Raw genomic sequence first — 20,793 nt, forward strand, 5'->3', positions numbered from 1 at the left:
TATAGAGTAGAAGAGCCCGCCGAGGGAAAAGCAGCCGCTCTGGATGCACGATACCGAAGAGCTCATAGCCGAACTCGGCAACGAGCCGCCGCTGATCGCGGACGGCCGCAGTGGACCGCCGGATCGCCGTGAGGTTTCTGCACGCTGGCTTTCCGGCACCTTTCTCACCGGCATCACCTCCTCCGTCCTGATGGGCGTGGCTTTGTTCGTCGCGCTCGACGGACGCCAGCAATTGGCGACGCCGCCGGAGATCGCCGAACTCGCCAGCCTCGCAGGCAGCGGGGAATCGGGCGAAAAGGCCAAGACCACCCGACTGATCCCGCCCCGTCAGATCGCCAAGGCGAAGGATCGCCGACGCATGGAAGTGTCGATGGTCACCAAGGTTGGTGATCGCGACGTTATCCACACCATGCCGTTCGTGCAGATCAAGATGGCGTTGGCGGCAGGCCACACCACGACGCGGGCCTATCCGGCATTCGACCCGATGAAGGTCTTCGGCGACGACAATGCCGACGAGGCGAAGCCGCCGCAGGCGGCAGGCCAGATCTACGGCGCCAAGGTGGAGAGCGAGATGTCGCTCAAGACCATCGATTTCCCGATCGGGACCGCCGCCTTCGACGAAAAGAGCGACCTCTCCGCCGACGAAGTCGAAAAGGTGGTGCGGGAAGCCGGCGCCGGCCTGAGCGAAGGCGCCATCCAGGTCGCAGCCCTTCACTATGTCGACCCCCAACGCTTCGGTGATCAGCTGGCGCAGTCGCTGGCGGGGTCCTACGGCGTCAAGATCGTTCCTGAAAACGTTTCCGTTGCGTCGCGCCAGGAACCTGACGGCGACGATGCTCCCTCCTTCGCCGAAGAGATCATTCCCTTCATGAAGGACCGCGTCATCACCGACGCCTATGCCGATTCCGGCTATACGGGTGAAGATGCTGTCGGCATGGCCGATGCGATCGGGCGGCTTCTCAACGCTTCGGCGCTGAAGGCCGGCACTGTGCTGCGCGTCGGACTGGAAGTGCGCGGCGATACGGCCAGGGTCGTGCGCACCAGCGTCTACAACAAGGCCCAGCACATTGTGACCATCGCGCTGGACGACCGCGGCCAATATGTCCCGGCACAGGAGCCGGAACCCAATCCGGAACTGCTCACCGCCTTCGACGATTCGCCCCGACCACAAGTCCGCGGCAATCTGCCGAACATATATGACGGCATCTACCGGGCCGCCTATTCCTACGGCATGTCGAAGAAGATGACGCAGCAGCTGGTGAAGCTTCTGGCCTCCGATGTCGACTTCCAGTCCCGTCTCAACCCGTCCGACCGCCTGGAAGTGCTCTTCTCGCAGCCTGACGGCGACGACGAGGCGTCCGACGATTCGGAACTGCTTTACGTGTCGTCCACCTTCGGCGGCAACATGCGCACGCTCTATCGGTTCCAGATGCAGGACGGCACCACTGACTACTTCGATCAGGATGGCCGCAGCGCCGAACAGTTCCTGCTGCGCAATCCGCTTCCGGCCGGCAAGTTCCGCTCCGGATTCGGCGCCCGCAGGCATCCGATCCTCGGCTATGTTCGCATGCACACTGGCGTCGACTGGGCCGCCCCGATCGGCACGCCGATCATCGCAGCCGGCAACGGCACCATAGAAAAGGCCGGCTGGGCCGGCGGCTATGGCAAGCAGATCATGATCCGCCACGCCAATGGCTATGAAACGTCCTACAATCACCAGAGTGCCTTCGCCCAAGGCATCAAGGCCGGCATGAAGGTGCGGCAGGGGCAGGTGATCGGCTTCCTCGGCCAGACCGGCCTCGCGACCGGACCGCATCTTCATTACGAGCTGATCGTCAACGGCACCAAGGTCGACCCCATGCGCGTGCGCCTGCCGACCGGCAAGGTTTTGAAGGGCGACGATCTTGTCGCGTTTCAGCGCGAACGCGAGCGCATCGACGATCTGCTCAAGCAGGAAGACGCCGATCCGCTGAAAGTCGCCAGCGCCAAGATCGACGACTAGGACCAATCCCTCTCTAGGATTGTTCCGGCCGCCTGTTTAGCAAACCGGAAAGACCATCTCCCGGCACCGTTGTCCAAGCCGTTACTGCCGAAGCCGCGCATAAAGCCGCCGTTATCCAGGCAACTGCCGCGAAAGCAGCATCGCTGGCCGCCTTGCGCAGCATTTCGACATTGTCGGCAAGCGCGACGGTAGGCAACTCGCCGAATCCCGGAAGCGCACCCTCCCCGCCCAGCGTCCTGGAATAGACCACGGCGGCAACCGCGCCCATGGCAGCGACGGCGATCAGGCCGGCAATGCGCGAAACCGCGTTGTTGATGCCGGATGCCGCGCCAGTGTCCTCGTCTTCCACGGTTGTCATGATCGCGGTCGATAGGGGCGACACCACAAGCGCCATGCCAAGTCCCATCAGGACCGACAAAGCAAAAGCCCCTGACCAGAACGCATGAATGCCAGCCCCGGTCATCGCCGCCAGTCCGGCGAAGGAGATCGCCACAAGCAGGCTGCCGGCAGCAATAGGCAGGCGGGGACCGATCCTATCCGAAAGATTGCCGACCGGGCCGGACAGCAGAGCGATCGCTCCGGACAGCGGCAGAAAGATGAACCCGACCTCCGCCGTGCTCAGCCCCCAGCCCGCCACCATTAGCATCGGCAGGTAGAAGAGATTCGCCGACAGGGCGAAATAGAGGAAGAAGGTCGCGATGTTGGCGCCCGCGAAGGCGCCGCTGCGAAACAGCGCCAAGTCGATCATCGGCTGGCGCTGCCGCCATTCCCACGCCAGGAATCCCGCCAGAAGCAGTACCCCGGCGATCATGGCGGCATAACTCCTGGCCGCGTTGGAGCCGGCGTTCTCAGCGCTCATCAATGTCAGGCCGTAGGCGAGTGCACCGAAGGAAAGCGTCGCCAGCGCAGCGCCGCCAAGATCGAGCGCTCGCGGCTCGGAAGGTGTATCCGCTGGTACTTTTGTCAGCAGCAGGTAAAGCGCGATGGCGCCGAGCGGCAGATTGATGGCGAAGATGGCGCGCCAGATGGAAGCGTCGAAGCTGGATAGCGCGAAGCCGCCGAGCACCGGTCCCAACGCCGTCGTCAGAGCCGAGGCGGCGGCCCAGATGCCGATGGCCTTGCCCCGTTCCTTCTTGGGATAGGCCTTGGCGATGATGGCCAGACTGCCGGGTATCATGATCGCCGCGCCAATGCCCTGGATGGCGCGGAAGGCGATCAGCCATGTCGGATCCGGGGCCAGCGCACAGGCAAGCGACGCCGCCAGGAAAAGCGCGATGCCGGCAATGAAGGTGCGGCGCAGGCCGAATCGGTCACCGGCGGCGCCGCCGGCAAGGATCAGCGCCGAAAGCATCAGCGCGTAGGAATTGGATATCCATTGCGCCTCGACGAAACTTGCACCGAGATCGAGGCGAATGACCGGCATGGCTATTGCGAGAATGGAGCCGTCGATGAAACCCAGCGCCGATGCCAGGATCGCTGCGATCAGCACATAGCGCCGCCGTGTCTGCGGGCAAAAGGTGGTGGATTTTTCAGGAGCAGCTTCGGCGGTGTTCGTCATCGCCACACCGTAACGCCATTTTCTCGCCTATGGGAGACAGCGCTTGATCAGCCGGTGACGCCGTCGCTGGTCAGCAGATGCAAAATCTGAACGTGCTCCGGCAATTCGATCAGGAATTCGGCATCGCGAGGCAGATGATGGATCCGGTCTGGATCGCCGCCGGTAAAGCGCGCCATCGCCTCGAAATTCTCCCAGTAGGAGATGGTCATGAATTCGCTTTCGCCGTCGCGATCTTCGCGGAAGGTCTGCACGCCAAGCGCTTTCTCGATCAGCGGCTTTATCCCGACCTCATAATTGTAGGCCTGATAGGAATCGGCCACTTCGGGTCGGGTGCGGCCCCGCCATATCCGGGCAATCGTCGGGCGCTTCTTCATCGCCTATTCCGAGAACTCGACCATCACGCCCGGTTTCACCAGCTTGGCGAGTTCGCGCGCATCCCAGTTGGTCAGGCGCACGCAGCCATGGCTTTCCGTCTTGCCGATCTTCGACGGTTCGGGCGTTCCGTGAATGCCATAGGTCGGCTTGTCGAGAGCGATCCAGACCGACCCCACCGGCCCGTTCGGGCCGGGCGGAATGGTCAGCACCTTGTCATTGTTGCCCTGCTTGAAATTCAGATTCGGATTGTAGGTGTAGTTCGGATCGAGCGCGACGCGCGACACGGCGTGCGATCCGGTCGGCGACGGCGTATCGGTCGAGCCGATGGTCGCCGGGTAGGCCGCGACCAGTTTGCCTGATGCATCGTAGGCGCGCACCTGCTTCAGGCGCTTGTCGGCAATGATCCGCTCCACCGGTGTGCTTGCCAGCCTGCCGAAATTGGCCACCTTGATGATCGTACCGGGCCGGTTGAAATTCGCCTCCGGATTCAGCGCCTTCAGATAGGCCTCGTCCATGTGGAACCGCTCGGCCAGCGCCTCCGGCACCGAGGTATAGGCCATGCGGTCGAGCTTGGCCTTCTCGCTATAGTCTTCGGGCACCGACGCCACATAGGGACCAGCCGCATCCTCGGACGTGATCGTGTAGGACGCAAAGGCATCACCGCCCGATTTCGCCAGCGCTTCCTTTATGGAGGCCGTATCGGTTGACCGCAGATGCACGCCGGTCAGCTCGCGATAAGCCTCCAGCGCTTTGTCGACATTCGAGCCGAAGCGACCGTCGATGACGCCGGGCGAAGCACCGCCCCGGTCGAGCAGGATTTGCAGCGCGGCGATGTCGTCACGCGCGCCGAGCGACAGTCGCGGATTCACCGCAGTATTGTTGTCGATCCGCGGCGCTTGCGGAACCGATTCCTGATCCGAAGGAATCGCGGGATCAAGAGGCTCGGTCGGCGCAATCGACGCTTCGTCCTGCGATCCGTCCAGCGGACGCCGCTCGATCGGTTGGTTGGTGACTACATCGGGCTGATCCGGAACCGGATAGGTTTCGACCCCACCCGGCGCAGGAGGAAACGCATCCGTTGAACCGTCGTCAGGTCCGAGAAGGCGGCCCTCCTCTTCTGCCTGCCGGCGCCTGAACCGCGCCATGTCCTCGGGGTCGTCAAGATAGTAACGATCGTCGCCCGCGGGCGGGCTGTCGAATTGCCGCGCACGTTCGGCGCGACGGAGGGCGCGGCGGTCGAAACGCGTTTGCGGCGGCTGCACCGCTATGACCTTGCCGGTATAGGCGTCGATGATGACGCGGTTGCCGCGCCCGTCATAGAAGATTTCATAGTCGCCGTTCTGGGCAACCAGTATCTCCTCGGACATCGGCTTTTGCCGATTGTCACGCGCCAAATCAGGTCCCGACGCGGCCCATGCGCTCGAAGACATCAACGCCGCGGACAGCGCCGAAAAAACAAAAACGGTGCGCAACATCGTGCGAGAATCTCCGGTCGTCCCTGCCGCCACCCACCTGGTCCCGAAGGCAGACACCTTGCCCCGCAAACCGGTTAACCTTCTAAAGGTTCCAATATGAACCCGGCATGAAGATGGCGAAATGCCGGCCCAAAGCCGCCAAGCATCAATAAAAGCGAGGTTTTCAGGCTGATCGCAGCCGACAGCCGATTGTCGAAATAGACCCGATCAAAGGATAATGCAGGCCGTATTGCCTGGTTTTTGTGTGTCGAAAAGCCCTCTCCCTGAGCGGGAGAGGGCAATCCTGTTCAGGCAGCCGCCTCGGCGGCGACCACCGTCGGCTTCGAGCGAAAATTCAGCCTGTCCGAGCCGGATGTGACCTTGACGGTCGAGCCGTCCAGTATGTCGCCCGTCAGGATTTTTTCCGCCAAGGGGTCCTGCAGTTCCTTCTGCATGACCCGCTTCAGCGGCCGAGCGCCATAGGCAGGATCGTAGCCCTTCGCCGCCAGCCATTCGACGGCGTCGGCATCGAGGTCGAGCGTGATCTTGCGGTCGGCAAGCAGCTTCTCCAGCCGGTTGAGCTGGATTTCGACGATCTGGCCCATGTCCTGCCGCCGGAGGCGGTGGAACAGGATCACCTCGTCGATGCGGTTCAGGAACTCTGGCCGGAACGACGCTCGCACCACATTCATAACGTCCTCGCGCACCAGATCGACATCCTGGTCCTCTGTGAGATTGACGAGGTATTCCGAGCCGAGGTTCGAGGTCATGATGATCAACGTATTGCGGAAGTCGACCGTACGGCCCTGTCCGTCCGTCAGGCGTCCGTCGTCCAGCACCTGGAGAAGGACATTGAAGACATCCGGGTGCGCTTTCTCGATCTCGTCGAACAGAACGACCTGGTAAGGCCGGCGCCGAACCGCTTCCGTCAGCGCGCCGCCTTCCTCGTAGCCGACATAGCCGGGAGGTGCGCCGATCAGCCGCGCCACGGAATGTTTCTCCATGAATTCCGACATGTCGATGCGCACCATCGCGCTCTCGTCGTCGAACAGGAAGCTGGCCAGCGCCTTGGTCAGCTCAGTCTTGCCGACACCGGTCGGGCCGAGGAACATGAACGAGCCGATCGGCCGGTTCGGGTCCTGCAGACCAGCTCGGGCGCGCCGCACCGCTTTCGAAACGGCCTGCACCGCTTCGCCCTGGCCGACGACGCGTTTGGCGATCTCGTCCTCCATGCGAAGCAGCTTGTCACGCTCGCCTTCCAGCATCTTGTCGACCGGAATGCCGGTCCAGCGGGATACGATGTGGGCGACGTGGTCGGGCGTCACCACCTCTTCGACCATGCCGGCCTTGCCATCCTGCGCCTCGGCGTCCTTCAGTTTTCTTTCAAGTTCCGGGATGCTGCCATAGGCAAGCTCCCCGGCGCGCTGGAACTCGCCCTTGCGCTGGGCGATCGCCAGTTCGTTACGGGCCTCGTCCAGCTGCTTCTTAAGATCCGCCGCCAGGCCCAGCTTCTGCTTTTCGGCCTGCCATTTCGACGTAAGTTCGGTCGATTCCTCGTCGAGGCCGGCTAGTTCCTTCTCGAGCCGCACCAACCTGTCCCTGGAAGCCTCGTCCTTTTCGACCTTCAAGGCCTCACGCTCGATCTTGAGCTGCATGATGCGCCGGTCAATCTCATCCAGCGCTTCAGGCTTCGAATCGACCTGCATGCGCAGCCGCGACGCCGCCTCGTCGACAAGGTCAATGGCCTTGTCAGGCAGGAAGCGGTCAGCGATGTAGCGGTTCGACAGCGTCGCAGCCGACACCAGCGCCGAGTCGGAAATGCGCACCTTGTGGTGCTGTTCGTATTTCTCCTTCAGCCCGCGCAGGATCGAAACGGTGTCTTCCACCGTTGGCTCATCCACAAACACCGGCTGGAACCGGCGAGCGAGCGCGGCGTCTTTCTCGACATGCTTGCGGTATTCGTCGAGCGTGGTCGCGCCGACGCAATGCAGCTCGCCGCGCGCCAGCGCGGGCTTCAACAGGTTGGACGCATCCATCGCGCCCTCCCCCTTGCCGGCGCCGACCAGCGTGTGCATCTCGTCGATGAACAGGATGATGCCGCCGGCTGCCGAAGTGACTTCGTTGAGCACGGCCTTCAGTCGCTCCTCGAACTCACCGCGATATTTCGCGCCAGCGATCAACGCGCCCATGTCGAGCGCCATCAATTGCTTGTCCTTGAGCGATTCCGGCACATCGCCATTGACGATGCGCAACGCCAGGCCCTCGGCGATTGCCGTCTTGCCGACGCCCGGTTCGCCGATCAGGACCGGATTGTTCTTGGTGCGCCGAGACAACACCTGGATGGTGCGGCGGATTTCATCGTCACGGCCGATCACCGGGTCGAGCTTGCCGGCGCGGGCATCGGCGGTCAGGTCGCGCGCATATTTCTTCAGCGCATCATAGCCCTGCTCGGCACTTGCCGAATCCGCCGTGCGTCCCTTGCGGACATCGTTGATGACCTGGTTGAGCGCCTGCGGCTTCACCCCGGCCTTGGCAAGGATGTCGGCGGTTTTGGCTGAGGTTTCCATGGCGAGCGCCTGCAACAGCCGCTCGACTGTAACGAACGAATCGCCGGCCTTCTTCGCCAGTTCCTCGGCGGTTGAAAACACCTTGGCCAGCGGCTGCGCCAGATAAAGCTGCCCGTTGCCGCCCTCTACTTTCGGCATCGCCTCGAGCGCTGTTTCAACGCCAAGCTTCACGTCGCGCACATTGCCACCGGCGCGTTCGATCAGCGACGCGGCCAGGCCCTCGTCGTCATCGACAAGCACTTTCAGCATGTGTTCGGGGGTAAACTGCTGATGGTTTCTCGACAGCGCCATCGTCTGCGCGGACTGGATGAAGCCGCGCACGCGCTCGGAATATTTTTCAAGATTCATATGTCGTCTCCTTGCCGGTCCGGCCCGCTTTGCGGCACCGGAACAGATTGCGGTGACAGACCCGCCAGGAAGGCCGGGTCCCGATTCGGAAATGATATGGTGCCGACGGTGCCCTGCCTCAAGGCTGTGCAGCGCACAGTACCGCAACAATTTTCAGACGCCAGCGTCCAGGCGGAAACGAAAACGGCGGAGATTTCTCTCCGCCGTTTTAAACCGATCCCTGTTGCCTCAGCTTTCGGCCGAAGCGACCTCCGCGCCGCTTTCGCCCGGCGCGGCCGCTTCCGCGGCCGGCTCGGTTTCCTGCCGCGGCCGGCGCGGACGCCGTGCCCGGCGAGGCGCGCCGTTCTCGGCGGCATTTTCATTGGCCTCGGCCTGCGCCGCGAGACCGGCGGGGCTCAAAATTTCCATCCGCGGCTGCGCTTCTTTTTCGACGGCCGGCTGGGCGTTGTTGTTCTGCGAAGACCTCTCATCGCCGGCGTCGGCATCATTGCGGTCGGCCTGATCGCCGCGCGCGCCATAGTCATTGCGCTGGCCATTCTGATAGTTGCCATTCTGGCGGCGATCGCGATCGCGATTACGGCCATTACCGTTGCGATTGTCGGAATTCAGCGCGACTTCGGCCGGCAGTTCGTCGATCATCGGCTGCGGCCCGCCACCATGCGGGACGGAAGAACCCTGGCCTTCGCCCCCGGCGGCGCCATTGTCGAAATCGTCCCGGTCTTCCTCGCCGTCATCGTCGAAGTCGTCACGGTTTTGCTGGACGTTCTGGATCGGGATCTGCGCCTGGGCTGCCGCGATGATACGGTTATAGTGCTCGGCATGCTGCAAGTAGTTTTCGGCCATCACACGATCGCCTGAACTCGTCGCATCGCGGGCGAGCGTGGCGTATTTCTCGGCGATCTGTTGAGCGGAACCGCGAATTTTCACGTCCGGGCCGTTGCTCTCATAATTGCGGTTCAGGGGATTTGGTCCCTTGCGGTTGTTGTTGTTATTGTTGTTGTTGTTATTACCGCTGCCGCTTCCGCCATTGTTGCGACCGCGCATGCGCCTGTTCTGCTGTTGTGGCCTCATCAGACTCTCTTCAGTTCAAAGCTTGAAAAATCGTTCGCGAACGGCGGCGATCATGCGCTCTGCCGTCTAGCTGTTTCACCAGTGCTCGCCCGCATGGATTGCGTTGGCGTCACGTGCCATCCTGTTCCGGTTACATCACTTGCCGGACGATTCCCGCACGAAGCTTGGGCATCGTTTGCGCAAGAAGGCAGCTATTTTTAAGGAAACCGAATCGCTTAAGAGCACTGCCTGCTTCGTTCATCCGGTTGCGAGGGACCCTAGCTGCATTCCCAAGCCTTGCCAAGCGGTTTTTTGCCCTCTGTTGCGGCTATCAGCCGGCTATGAAAACCAGCACCCGGTCGTTGCCGGACAGGTCTTTTTCTGCCTTTGAAAGCTGCCACCCTTCCTTGCTAAACAGCTGAGCAACATCCGCATTTTGCGTGCTGCCTATCTCGACTGCGACGATTCCGCCATGGTTGAGAAAAGCGTCGGCGCCGTCTGCAATGATTCGATAGGGGTCCAGACCATCCTCGCCGCCATCCAGGGCCCGGCGCGGGTCAAAATCCCTGACTTCTCGTTGCAGGAATTCGATGTCTCTGGACGGTATATAAGGCGGATTGGAGACGATTACATCGTATCGCCCTGAAATTTCCGCGAACCAGCTGGATTCGCTGGCGGAAAAACGCGATTCCAGCCCGAGCGAAACGGCATTTTTTTTCGCCGTCGCCAAGGCGGCCGCGGAAATATCCGTCCCGTTGGCCGTCGCTTCCGGCACTTCGGCGAGCAGCGCCAGCGCAATCGCGCCGGTGCCGGTGCCCAGATCGAGAATGCGGCAGCTTCCCTGCCGCGAAACCACCGCTCTGGCGAAGGGCAGCACCGCGTCAACCAGCGTCTCCGTGTCGGGCCGCGGCTCCAGCGTATCGGGCGACAGTGCAAGCTTGAGCCCGTAGAATTCGCGGCAGCCGAGGATGCGATGCACCGGTTCGCCCGCCAGCCTTCGGTCGAGCGCGGCCTCGACGGCGGCTGATATGTCCCGCGCAATCGGGAGATCAGGCCGGACGATGGCGTCGGTACGCGACGTTCGCGAAAAATGCTCGACGATGAGGCGCGCATCAAGCGCGGCGCTGTCCATGCCGGCGTCATCCAGTTGCTTGCGGGCGATCTGCAGCAAGCTGGCTAGCGTAAATGCCGCCTGCACCGCATCATCCTTCCGCCATGTCCGCCAGCAGCTTCGACTGATGGTCGGCAATCAGCGCATCGACGATTTCGTCCAGCTCGCCCATCATCACGCGGTCGAGCTTGTAGAGTGTAAGGTTGATCCGGTGGTCGGTCACGCGCCCCTGGGGAAAATTGTAGGTGCGGATGCGTTCCGATCGGTCGCCCGATCCAACCTGCGATTTACGCGACGAGGAGCGCTCCTCGTCGGCGCGGCTACGCTCCAGATCGTAGAGACGAGCCCGCAGGATCTGCATGGCGCGCGCCCTGTTCTGGTGCTGCGATTTTTCCGCCTGCACCACCATGATGCCGGTCGGCAGATGGGTGATGCGTACCGCCGAATCCGTCGTGTTGACGTGCTGGCCGCCCGAGCCGGAAGCACGCATCGTGTCGATGCGGATGTCCTCGGAGCGGATTTCGATGTCGACCTCCTCCGCCTCGGGCAAAACCGCGACGGTGGCGGCGGACGTGTGGATGCGCCCTTGCGCCTCGGTCGCCGGCACGCGTTGCACCCGGTGCACGCCGGACTCGAACTTGAGATGCGCGAACACGCCCCTGCCTGACACGGTAGCGATGACTTCCTTGAAACCGCCGGCATCGCCATCGCTGGCTGAAGCAGCTTCGAAACGCCAGCCACGAGCGGCGGCATAGCGCTCATACATGCGGAACAGATCGCCGGCGAAAAGCGCCGCCTCGTCGCCGCCTGTGCCGGCCCGGATTTCCAGGATGGCGTTGCGTTCGTCGGCGGCATCCTTCGGCAGCAGAAGTATCTGGATGTCGCGCCGCAGCGACTCGATGCGCTCTTCGACTTCCGGCAGCTCGGCCTCGGCCAATGCGCGCATTTCGGCATCGATGCCGCGGTCTTGCAGCATCATCTCCAGATCCGCCTGTTCCGCTTCAGCGGCGCGCAGAGCCCTGATCTTGCCGACCAGATCCTGAATGTCAGCGTACTCCGACGACATTTTTACATAAGCGTCCGGCGCCGGCCCGGCCGCCATCTGCGCCTCGAGCATGTCGAAGCGCTTGACGACCTGGTCCATTCGATCGCGGGGAAGAGAAATCATATTTCCTGATCCGGGAGCCGATTCGCCCCGCCCTCACGTGAATTCAAAGCGGAATGCCACGATCGTCGGCGAATGCCTGCAGCAGCGCCCGCATCGGCATGCCAGTGGCGGGAGCGTTCAGATTGTCGTCGAAGAACGCCTTCAGGTCCTCCACCGGCAGTTCGGTCAGCATCGCCTTCACCGGTCCGATCGAGGCCGGCGACATGGAAATGGAGCGGTAGCCGAGACCGATCAAGGCCATGGCCGAGATCGGCTTGCCCGCCAGTTCCCCGCACAGCGTCACCGGCGTATTGTTGCGGTGGCCGGCATCCGCCACCTGCTTGAGCACCCGCAGGAACGGTACGGAAAGCGGATCGAACCGATCGGAAAGCTGGGTGTTGCCGCGATCGACCGCCATGACGAACTGGAACAGATCGTTCGATCCGACCGAAACGAAATCCACCGCCTTCATCAACTCGTCGAGCTGGAAAAGCAGCGACGGAACCTCCAGCATCGCGCCGACTTTCAGGCTGTTCGGCAAATGATGGGCGAACCGTGACAGATGCCGGACTTCGCGTTCGATGATCTCGCGAGCCTGCGCCACTTCTCCCAGTTCCGTTACCATCGGCAGCATCAGCTTGAGGTCACGGCCACCGGCAGCCTTGAGCAGCGCGCGGATCTGGGTGCGCAGCAGGCCCGGCCTGTCCAGCGTCAGTCTTATCGCGCGCCAGCCGAGCGCCGGGTTTTCCTCTTGCGTCGAGTTCTTGAAGTAAGGCAGCACCTTGTCGCCGCCGATGTCGATGGTGCGGAAGGTCACCGGCTTGCCGTTCGCCGCGTCCAGCACGTCGCGGTAAAGCCGCTCCTGCGCCTCCGCGCGCGGGAACGTCGAGGCGACCATGAACTGAAGCTCGGTGCGAAACAGGCCGATGCCGGCTGCCCCCGCCTCGGCCAGCTGCGGCAGGTCGACGGCAAGGCCGGCATTCATCAGAAGATCGACCTGCACGCCGTCCCTGGTCAGCGACGGCTTCTTGCGCAACTCGCGGTAGAGTTCCTGACGCCGCGCCCGGAAACGGACCTTTTCGGCATAGGCGGCCTCGAGATCGGGCTGCGGCCGCAGATGGATCGTGCCTTCTTCGCCATCGACGATAACCGGATCGCCATTTTCCGCCATCGAGACGGCGCCCTTCACCTGGCCGGCGACCGGGATGCCCATGGCGCGGGCGACGATGACGACGTGGCTCGTCGCGGCGCCGTCTTCCAGCACCAGGCCACGCAGCTTGTCACGCGGATAGTCGAGCAGTTCGGCCGCGCCCATCGAACGGGCGACGATGATCGCATCCTTGGGCAGCGAAGCCGCGACGTCTTCCGGACCACGCCCAAGAAGTTGCCGCAACAGCCGGTTGGCGAGATCGTCGAAATCGCTCATCCGCTCGCGCAGGTAAGGATCGGTCATGTGGATCATGCGCGCGCGCATGTCGCTCTGGACCTTCTCAACGGCGGCTTCGGCGGTAAGGCCATTGCGAACGGCTTCTTCCAGCCGCCTTACCCAACCTCGGTCGTTGGCGAACATGCGGTAGGCTTCCAGCACCTCGCGGTGCTCGCCCTCGAAATTGACGTCGCGACGCGAGAGCATATCGTCGATCGAAAGCCTGAGTGAACCCAGCGACGTCTCCAGCCGCCGGATTTCCTCCTCGCTGTCCTCGTTGAACAGATTGGTGACGACGATACGCGGCTCGTGCAGCACGACATGGCCGAGCCCGACGCCGTCGTTGAACGACAGGCCGGTGAAGCTCGCCGGACGCTTCAGATCCAGTTCCAGGCCTGGCCGGGTGAGCCGCGCCAGGTCGCCCGAAGCGATCATCTCGGCGATCACCATGGCGGTGGTTTCGAGCGCTTCGACCTCGTCGTCGCGGTAGTGGCGCATGGTCTTGTTCTGCACCACGAGAACGCCCAGCGTGCGCCCTGCCCGCAGCACCGGCACACCGAGAAAGGAATTGTAGATCTCTTCGCCTGTCTCCGGCAGGTAGGCGAAAGCCGGATGCTCCTGCGCGTTCGACAGATTGAGCGGCCGGGCGCTGGCCGCGATGGTGCCGACCAGGCCCTGGCCGAGCCGCAGCTGCGCCAGGTGGACGGCGTTCTTGTTCAGGCCCTCGGTGGCGTAGAGCTCCAGCACCGAATCGGCGCGCAGCACATAGAGCGAGCACACCTCGGCCACCATGTTGGAGGCGATGTCGTGGACGATGCGGTCGAGCCTGTCCTGCGGCTCCAGCGGCTCCTGCATGAGCTCGCGTAGCCGTCTCAGCAGAACGCGCGGGCCGCTGGCCATGTCACGCATCGCGGACTTCTTCTCCAATGGCGATTTCCCCGGCCCAGTCTCCTGCGGCCGGCGTCAACGCAAAAAACCGACTCTATGCTACTGCTTATCCAGACCGTAGACGGAATGCAAAGTGCGAACGGCAAGTTCCGTATAGGGACCGTCGATCAGGATCGAAATCTTGATTTCCGACGTGGTGATGGCGCGAATGTTGATCGAACGGTCGGCCAGCGCCTGGAACGCCGTGGCGGCGACGCCGGCATGGCTTCTCATGCCGATGCCGATCACCGACACTTTCGACATGCCCTCGTCATGCTGGACGACGTCGAAGCCGACCGTCTCCTTGACCTTGTTCAGCACCGCCAGCGTCTTGTCCACGTCGCCCTGCGGCACGGTGAAGGTCATGTCGGTCGACTTGCCGTCTTCCGAGATGTTCTGGACGATCATGTCGACATTGATGTTGGCCTCGGCCAGCGGCGCGAAGATGCCGGCGGCGACGCCCGGCCTGTCGGCGACCCGGCGCAGCGAAACCTGCGCTTCGTCCTTGGCGTAGGCAATTCCGGTGACGACCTGCTGTTCCACGATTTCTTCCTCGTCGCAAATAAGCGTTCCGGGCGGGTTCAGAAGATCGCCCATGCCCGGTGCATCCGGATCATCGAAGGACGACCGCACGAAGGTGCGCACCCGATGCACCATGGCAAGCTCGACCGACCGGACCTGCAATACCTTTGCCCCAAGAGACGCCATTTCAAGCATTTCTTCGAACGAAATCTTGGCCAGCCGCCGCGCCTTGGGCTCGACGCGGGGGTCGGTGGTGTAGACGCCATCGACGTCCGTATAGATATCGCAGCGGTCGGCCTTCACCGCCGCCGCGATCGCCACCGCGCTGGTGTCCGAGCCGCCACGGCCAAGCGTCGCGATGCGGTTGTCCGGGCCGATGCCCTGGAAGCCGGCGATCACCGCCACCTGGCCTTCGCCGAAGCGTTTGATCAGGAAAGCGCCGTCAATGTCGAGAATGCGCGCCGCGCCATGCGCGTTGTCGGTCTTGATGGGAATTTGCCAGCCCTGCCAGGACCGCGCATGGACGCCCATGTTCTGCAGCGTGATGGCAAGCAGCCCGGCGGTCACCTGTTCGCCCGAGGCGACGACGGCGTCGTATTCACGCGCGTCATGCATGGGCGAGGCTTCCCGTGTCCAACCGACCAGTTCGTTGGTCTTGCCGGCCATGGCCGAGACCACGACGGCGACCTCGTGGCCAGCGTCCACCTCGCGTTTGACATGCCGCGCCACGTTGCGGATGCGGGCGATGTCGGCGACCGAAGTCCCGCCGAATTTCATCACGATGCGCGCCATGGGACGAAAATGCCTTTGGTGAAACGGTGGAAAGAGCGGCCTCCTTTGCAGGAGCGCTGAATGCGCGCTCCATAGCCAAACGGAAAATGTTTCGCAAGGCGTCGCCATGCCGCGCCGGGGTCAATCTGCAAAAGGCCAGCTAGGAAATACCCCGGTCGAGAATGAACTGGCGGCTCGACAGCTCATGTCAGCAAGCCGAATTTGCCGCCTTGACAATCAGGGTGGCAAACCCGACTTCCTAGGGCCTTCGAGGAGATTGGCATGGCTGAACCCAGGTTGTCACAAACAGGGCGATCGACAATCGATGCCGCGGAAGTCGAGCGGTTTTCGGCGCTCGCCGCCGAATGGTGGAACCCGAACGGCAAGTTCCGCCCGCTGCACAAGTTCAATCCGGTCCGCCTCGCCTACATCCGCGACCAGGTCGCAGCCCGCTTCGGGCGCGACCCGCGCGCCGCCCAGCCGTTCAAGGGCCTGCGCTTCCTCGACATCGGCTGTGGTGGCGGCCTCCTTTGCGAACCGATGGCGCGTCTGGGCGCCGAGATCGTCGGCGCAGACGCGTCCACCACCAACATCGAAGTGGCGAAGCTCCACGCCGCCGAAGCCGGTGTGACCATCGACTATCGCGCGACCACCGCCGAGGACCTCGCCGAGGCCGGGGAAAAGTTCGACGTCATCCTGAACATGGAAGTGGTCGAGCACGTCGCCGACATCGGCCTGTTCATCGACAAATGCGCCCAGATGGTGAAACCAGGCGGCATCATGTTCGTTGCCACCATCAACCGCACGCTGAAGGCGCTGGGGCTGGCGATCGTCGGCGCCGAATACGTGCTGCGCTGGCTGCCGCGCGGCACGCATCAGTTCGGCAAGCTGGTGCGCCCGGAAGAACTTGAGCGGGCGCTGACCGCGTCCGGCCTGACCATGATCGACCGCACCGGCGTCGTCTACAATCTGCTTGGCGACCGCTGGCAAATCTCGAAGGACATGGACGTCAACTACATGGTGCTGGCCGAGAAAGCCGGATGAGGCGTTCGAACTGGCCGCCAACCAGGCGGCCAGTTCCTGGCTTCGGTTCCGGAAGCCTCTACTTGCCCTTCAGATCCACATCGAAGGTGAACAGCGTCGACTTTTCGTCGTCAGGCATGAAATGGGCGCGAAGACCCGCATCCGTGGTCTCCACGAAGAACGGGTTCTGCGTCATCGGCAGGCCGGACGGCGCCCATTGCTCCACCGGAACCTGCCAGAGCGGACGATTGTCCTTCAGGCTGACCAGTTCCATGCCGCCGAGGCGGAACGGCTCGGCGTCAGGCTTGATCTTGTAGGCATTGAGGCCGGAGCACAGCATTCGGCTGGCGCCGGCATAATGGCAGTCCTGGAAGTCGATATATTGCGACGGGTTGGCGACCCGTAGGTCTTCCGGTTTGGCGTCGGCATTGGTGATCTTGCCGTCGTCGCCGAGCGGCCATTGATAGAGCCGCCGCGAGCCCCAGCTGACGCCATGCAGCGCCTTGCCCTCGGTGTCGTGCACGATGCCGCCGACATGGTCCTTGAAACGAAAGACCTCCTCCGCCTTCATCGTGTGCGGATCGACGCGATAGACGATCGACTGGCTGTTCGGACGATATTCGGCGACCGGCACCCAAATGTATTTGCCGTCATAGTCGATGCCGCCGGGATGATAGACCGTGCCTTCGCCGAGCGGCAGGTCGGCCAGCAGCTTGCCATCCTTCGATATCCTGAACAGATGGCCTTTGCCTTCCCCGGTATCCCGGTCGTAGCCATCCTTCGGCTTCGAGTATTTTGTCGTCGGCTTCAGGATTTCGACCGACGAGACGAAGAATTCGTCGCCGATCTTCACCATGCCTTGCGGATGAAACGTTGGAAACTGGATGGCGAGCTCGCCGGCAGGCTTCCATTTCGTGCCGCGCGTCAGCTGCATGACCGCGTCGCCCACATCGGCCGCATGAGCGGCGTAGCTGCCAAACATGGCCGCGGCGGCAACAAGAAGAATCTTCGCTTTCATCGTCATCGACCTCCTCTACAGACCGGCGAAGCCTAGGAGCAGTCCTTGTCGGCAAGATGACGGTGCGCCCGTTTGCGTGCCGGCGTAAAGACGCGTCCTATCTCGACTGCGCCTTGGTGGTGATGACCACCCCGACGACGATGATCGCGGCGCCGAGCCATGTCAGCAGCCGGTAATGCTCACCCAGCGCCAGCGTACCGGCGATCAGGCCCACGGCTGCGCCGACATAGCCGATCTGGCTGAGATAGACCGGGCCGCCGGCCGCCTGCAGGCGAAAGAAGAAAACGAACATCAGCGCCGCCGAGGCGACCTGTCCGGCCGTCACCGCCGGAACGTCGGCCAGATGGTGGAAACCGTTCGGGCCGAGCAGAAGCAATATGCCCGCAAGCAGCATCGCCGCCGAAGCGAGATGGCTGCCGACGGCAAGCTCGATCGGCCCCGTGCCTTCAGGCCAATCCACCGTGCGGTAGATGTTGCCAGCCGCCAGGCTGACCGGAATGAGCAGCCCCATCGCCACCCAGAAAAAGTGGGCGGGCTCCCCGGCCTCGCCTCGGGTGAGCGTCACCATGACCGCGCCGGCGAAACCGACCGCAATGCCGATGACGCCGAGCAGGTTCGGCCGGCGCACCTGCAGCAGGATCGAAAACACCAGGGTGATCACTGGCGAAAGCGTGAACATGATGCCGGTATAGCCGGCGCCGAGATGCGGGATGGCCGAGAACATCAGCAGATTGGGGATGGCATAGGATACCGCCGCCGTGACGAAGAAATAACGCAGCCGGTGCGGCGTCAGGCGCATTCTCTCGCGGCGCGCCAGCATGGCCAGAAGCAGCACGCCGCCGGCGCCGAAGGAGATGACGAAGGCCCAGACCATCGCCGGCACTCCCGCCATGGTAGCAAGCTTGCCGAACGGCAGCGTCAAGCCGAGCAGCGTGCCGGTGATGATGAGAAGGGCGGGCGCCGAGCCCCAGATCAGATTCATGCCGGGTGATTAGCGCGCAACGGCAGGGGAAGAAAGCCGGGGCGATTGTGCCAGAGCTGCTGCCTTCGAGGCTCGCCCAGTCAGTTCCGGTCGTCCGGGAATATCGGCAGTGGCATGAATTCGACACCGTCCTCCGCCAGGCCCTTGGCCTCGTCGAGCGTCGCTTCGCCATAGATGCCGCGCGCATCCGTTTCGCCGAAATGAATCTTGCGGGCTTCCTCGGCGAATTTTTCGCCGACATATTCGGAGTTTTCCCGCACCTTCTCCGACAGCGCCTTGAGCTGCGCCATCATCTTGCGCTGCTCATCGCCGACGGCAAGCGCAACCTTTTCCTGCTTCCGACTGGTCGAGACCGCCGGAGCCATCAGCGCCTTCTCGACCTTGTGCGACCCGCAGGAAGGACAGTCCACCAGACCGCGCTTCTTCTGCGCATCGAAATCGTCATTGGAGCGGAACCACGCCTCGAACTCGTGCTCCCGTTCGCAGATCAGCGAAAAACGGATCACGATGCGGCTCCCCGCATCGGCGGGGCTTCGCCGCCGATGTCGCTGGTGGCGGAAAAATCGCGCGCGTTCTTCAGGTTTGGAATCTTGCGCCGCGCCGCCGTGGATTGCGACAGGTCGATCTCGGCCACGATCACCGCCGGTTCGTCATGATCGGCCTCGGCGACGATGCGTCCCCATGGATCGACGATCAGAGAGTGGCCATACGTTTCGCGGCCGTCTTCATGCAATCCACCTTGGGCGGCGGCAATCACGAACGCGCCATTTTCGATAGCGCGGGCGCGCAGCAGCACATGCCAGTGCGCCTCGCCGGTCTGGCGCGTGAAGGCGGCGGGAACAGTCAGGATGTCGGCGCCGGACAAGGCTTCGGCCCGGAACAGTTGCGGGAAGCGCAGATCGTAGCAGACGGCGAAGCCAAGCCTGGCCGCGCCGAGCGAAGTCACAACCGCTTGCGTGCCCGGCTCATAGGCTGAGGATTCCCGCCAGCTTTCGCCATTGTCGAGATCGACGTCGAACATGTGGATCTTGTCATAGGTGGCAAGCGTCGACCCGTCCGGCCCGAAGAGGAAGGCCCGGTTCGCCAGCTTGCCGTCTGCGCGCAGGATCGCAGTCGAGCCTATATGCAGGAAAACGCCAAGCTCGCTGGCCAACTGCCGCGCAGTTGTAACAATCACGTCCTGGTCTTCGGACGTGAAGACGGATGCTCTTGCTTCCTTGTCGCGCAACAGGGCGCCAGTCATTTCCGGTGTCTGTATGTAGGTCGCGCCTTTCGCGGCCGCTTCCCGCACCATGCCCGCCATATCGGCGCTGTTGCGCCGCGGGTCCTTGCCGGAGCGCATCTGGATCGCCGCTGCTTTCAGGATGGTCATGCCAACTCCACTCAGCTCAGCTTGCCATTGGCAAGCAGCGCATCCAGCCGGCCCTGCTCTTCGAGCGCATGAAGATCGTCGCAGCCGCCGACATGCACGTCGCCGATGAATATCTGCGGGAAGGTCGAACGCCCATGGGCGCGCTGGATCATTTCCTGGCGCAGCTCCTGTGAAAACGACGCGTCGTTCTCCGTGTAGACGACGCCCTTTCTGTCGAGGAGCCGCTTGGCGGCGGCGCAGTAGCCGCACATCATGCGCGTATAGATCGTCACGTCAGCCATGGGTCAGCAATCCTGTCTCGTCTTGCCCAATTATATAGTGGCGGAGTCGTCAGGCCGGAAGTCCCCTGGAAGCACGCGCGCGAAGGTCAGCACATCGACGGCGCCCGCGCCCGCCTTTCGCAGCGCCTTGCTGGCGGAGCGCGCCGTGGCGCCGGTCGTGTAGACGTCATCCACCAGCAGAACCCGCCGGCCTGCGATCTCGATCTCCATCTCGGGTGGCACCTGGAAGGCCGCACGCACGTTTTCCTCGCGCTCGCGCCGTTCGAGCCCGACCTGCTGGCGGGTGAGCTTGACGCGCCGCAAGGCCGACGGCCTGAACGGCACGGCGGAGAGTTGCGAGAGCGCGCGCCCAAGCTCTGCGGACTGATTGAACTGCCGCTTGAAGAAGCGTCGCCAGTGCAAGGGCACTGGCACGATCACCTCGGCTTCTTCCATCAGCTCCCGCCCGGCGCGCATCATCCATCGCCCCATCCAGGGCGCAAGGTCGGTGCGGTCCTGATACTTCAGGCCCTGGACCATCTGCCGCGCCACGCCGCAGTAGACGACGGCAGCCCGCGCCCGCTCGAACGGCGGCGGATCGGCGATCGCTTCGGCGGAAAGGAAGCCCTCGCCCATGTCGTGGATGAACGGCGTGCCCATCACGGGGCACCACGGCCTTTCCAGCATCCGTAGTTTCGGCCAGCATTCGCCACACAGCACGCCCGGCTGCGAGACATGCCGCCGGCACCCCGCACAGACCGGAGGAAACAGAAGCCGCATTGGCAAACGGAGCGCATTGCCCGCAAGGCTCTTGATCTCAGCCATCCGATCGGCCACCTGATTGTCTTCAGCCACCTTAAAGCCTTTCATGGCCTTGCGA

At 63.1% G+C, this 20,793-nt stretch carries 16 protein-coding genes and 1 pseudogene; 2 read left to right on the forward strand and 15 right to left on the reverse strand.

Annotated features, from left to right (window positions below; all coding sequences use genetic code 11):
- Positions 1-43: 43 nt before the first annotated feature.
- On the forward strand, positions 44-2,002 hold the full coding sequence (locus ASD44_RS11585) for a M23 family metallopeptidase (RefSeq protein ID WP_056111926.1): 1,959 nt from the start codon (positions 44-46) through the stop codon (positions 2,000-2,002).
- A gap of 13 nt (positions 2,003-2,015) precedes the next feature.
- On the opposite strand, the gene ASD44_RS11590 is transcribed toward ASD44_RS11585, so the two are convergent.
- The 9 genes and pseudogenes from ASD44_RS11590 to ASD44_RS11630 all read right to left on the reverse strand — a co-directional run bounded on the left by ASD44_RS11590 (position 2,016) and on the right by ASD44_RS11630 (position 15,279).
- Entirely contained in the window at positions 2,016-3,560 is a 1,545-nt protein-coding gene (locus ASD44_RS11590) for an MFS transporter (RefSeq protein ID WP_056111929.1), read from the reverse strand.
- A 47-nt stretch (positions 3,561-3,607) separates the two neighbouring features.
- Positions 3,608-3,934 (reverse strand): hypothetical protein, encoded by a 327-nt coding sequence (locus ASD44_RS11595; RefSeq protein WP_056111932.1) that lies wholly within the window; start codon positions 3,932-3,934, stop codon positions 3,608-3,610.
- A 3-nt stretch (positions 3,935-3,937) separates the two neighbouring features.
- Entirely contained in the window at positions 3,938-5,410 is a 1,473-nt protein-coding gene (locus ASD44_RS11600; protein WP_056111936.1) for a L,D-transpeptidase, read from the reverse strand.
- Between the two features lie 287 nt (positions 5,411-5,697).
- Positions 5,698-8,304, reverse strand: coding sequence for an ATP-dependent chaperone ClpB (gene clpB, locus ASD44_RS11605; protein ID WP_056111939.1), 2,607 nt, complete (start codon positions 8,302-8,304; stop codon positions 5,698-5,700).
- 303 nt (positions 8,305-8,607) lie between these two features.
- Positions 8,608-9,375: pseudogene (locus ASD44_RS11610) on the reverse strand (DUF4167 domain-containing protein); the annotation flags it as partial.
- Between the two features lie 310 nt (positions 9,376-9,685).
- Positions 9,686-10,552, reverse strand: a complete 867-nt coding sequence (gene prmC / locus ASD44_RS11615) for a peptide chain release factor N(5)-glutamine methyltransferase (RefSeq protein ID WP_056111941.1) — start codon at positions 10,550-10,552, stop codon at positions 9,686-9,688.
- A 4-nt stretch (positions 10,553-10,556) separates the two neighbouring features.
- On the reverse strand, positions 10,557-11,633 hold the full coding sequence (prfA, locus tag ASD44_RS11620; RefSeq protein ID WP_056111944.1) for a peptide chain release factor 1: 1,077 nt from the start codon (positions 11,631-11,633) through the stop codon (positions 10,557-10,559).
- Positions 11,634-11,676: 43 nt separating this feature from the next.
- Positions 11,677-13,947 carry a phosphoenolpyruvate--protein phosphotransferase gene (ptsP, locus tag ASD44_RS11625; protein WP_056115973.1) on the reverse strand — a complete coding sequence of 757 codons (2,271 nt, stop codon included), beginning with the start codon at positions 13,945-13,947 and terminating at the stop codon, positions 11,677-11,679.
- 78 nt (positions 13,948-14,025) lie between these two features.
- Complete coding sequence (locus ASD44_RS11630; protein WP_056111947.1) at positions 14,026-15,279, reverse strand: aspartate kinase; 1,254 nt, start codon at positions 15,277-15,279, stop codon at positions 14,026-14,028.
- A gap of 276 nt (positions 15,280-15,555) precedes the next feature.
- Between ASD44_RS11630 and ubiG the strand changes: the two genes are divergently transcribed.
- Positions 15,556-16,302, forward strand: coding sequence for a bifunctional 2-polyprenyl-6-hydroxyphenol methylase/3-demethylubiquinol 3-O-methyltransferase UbiG (gene ubiG, locus ASD44_RS11635; RefSeq protein ID WP_200946462.1), 747 nt, complete (start codon positions 15,556-15,558; stop codon positions 16,300-16,302).
- 58 nt (positions 16,303-16,360) lie between these two features.
- On the opposite strand, the gene ASD44_RS11640 is transcribed toward ubiG, so the two are convergent.
- The 6 genes from ASD44_RS11640 to ASD44_RS11665 form a co-directional block, all read right to left on the reverse strand.
- Positions 16,361-17,299 carry a DUF6454 family protein gene (locus tag ASD44_RS11640; protein ID WP_056115975.1) on the reverse strand — a complete coding sequence of 313 codons (939 nt, stop codon included), beginning with the start codon at positions 17,297-17,299 and terminating at the stop codon, positions 16,361-16,363.
- A gap of 97 nt (positions 17,300-17,396) precedes the next feature.
- Positions 17,397-18,281, reverse strand: a complete 885-nt coding sequence (locus ASD44_RS11645; RefSeq protein ID WP_056111955.1) for a DMT family transporter — start codon at positions 18,279-18,281, stop codon at positions 17,397-17,399.
- Between the two features lie 80 nt (positions 18,282-18,361).
- Positions 18,362-18,787, reverse strand: a complete 426-nt coding sequence (locus tag ASD44_RS11650; RefSeq protein ID WP_056111958.1) for a DUF1178 family protein — start codon at positions 18,785-18,787, stop codon at positions 18,362-18,364.
- The gene (locus tag ASD44_RS11655; protein ID WP_056111961.1) at positions 18,784-19,653 is read right to left on the reverse strand and encodes a carbon-nitrogen hydrolase family protein; all 870 of its coding nucleotides are present in this window, start codon (positions 19,651-19,653) and stop codon (positions 18,784-18,786) included. The genes ASD44_RS11650 and ASD44_RS11655 overlap by 4 nt, the downstream gene beginning before the upstream one ends.
- A gap of 11 nt (positions 19,654-19,664) precedes the next feature.
- A complete protein-coding gene (gene grxC / locus ASD44_RS11660) occupies positions 19,665-19,934 on the reverse strand; it encodes a glutaredoxin 3 (protein WP_056111963.1) in 270 nt (89 codons plus the stop codon).
- A gap of 30 nt (positions 19,935-19,964) precedes the next feature.
- Positions 19,965-20,738 (reverse strand): ComF family protein, encoded by a 774-nt coding sequence (locus ASD44_RS11665; RefSeq protein ID WP_244478765.1) that lies wholly within the window; start codon positions 20,736-20,738, stop codon positions 19,965-19,967.
- Positions 20,739-20,793 lie beyond the last annotated feature (55 nt).

The organism is Mesorhizobium sp. Root554 (genome assembly GCF_001427025.1).
Lineage (GTDB): Bacteria > Pseudomonadota > Alphaproteobacteria > Rhizobiales > Rhizobiaceae > Mesorhizobium.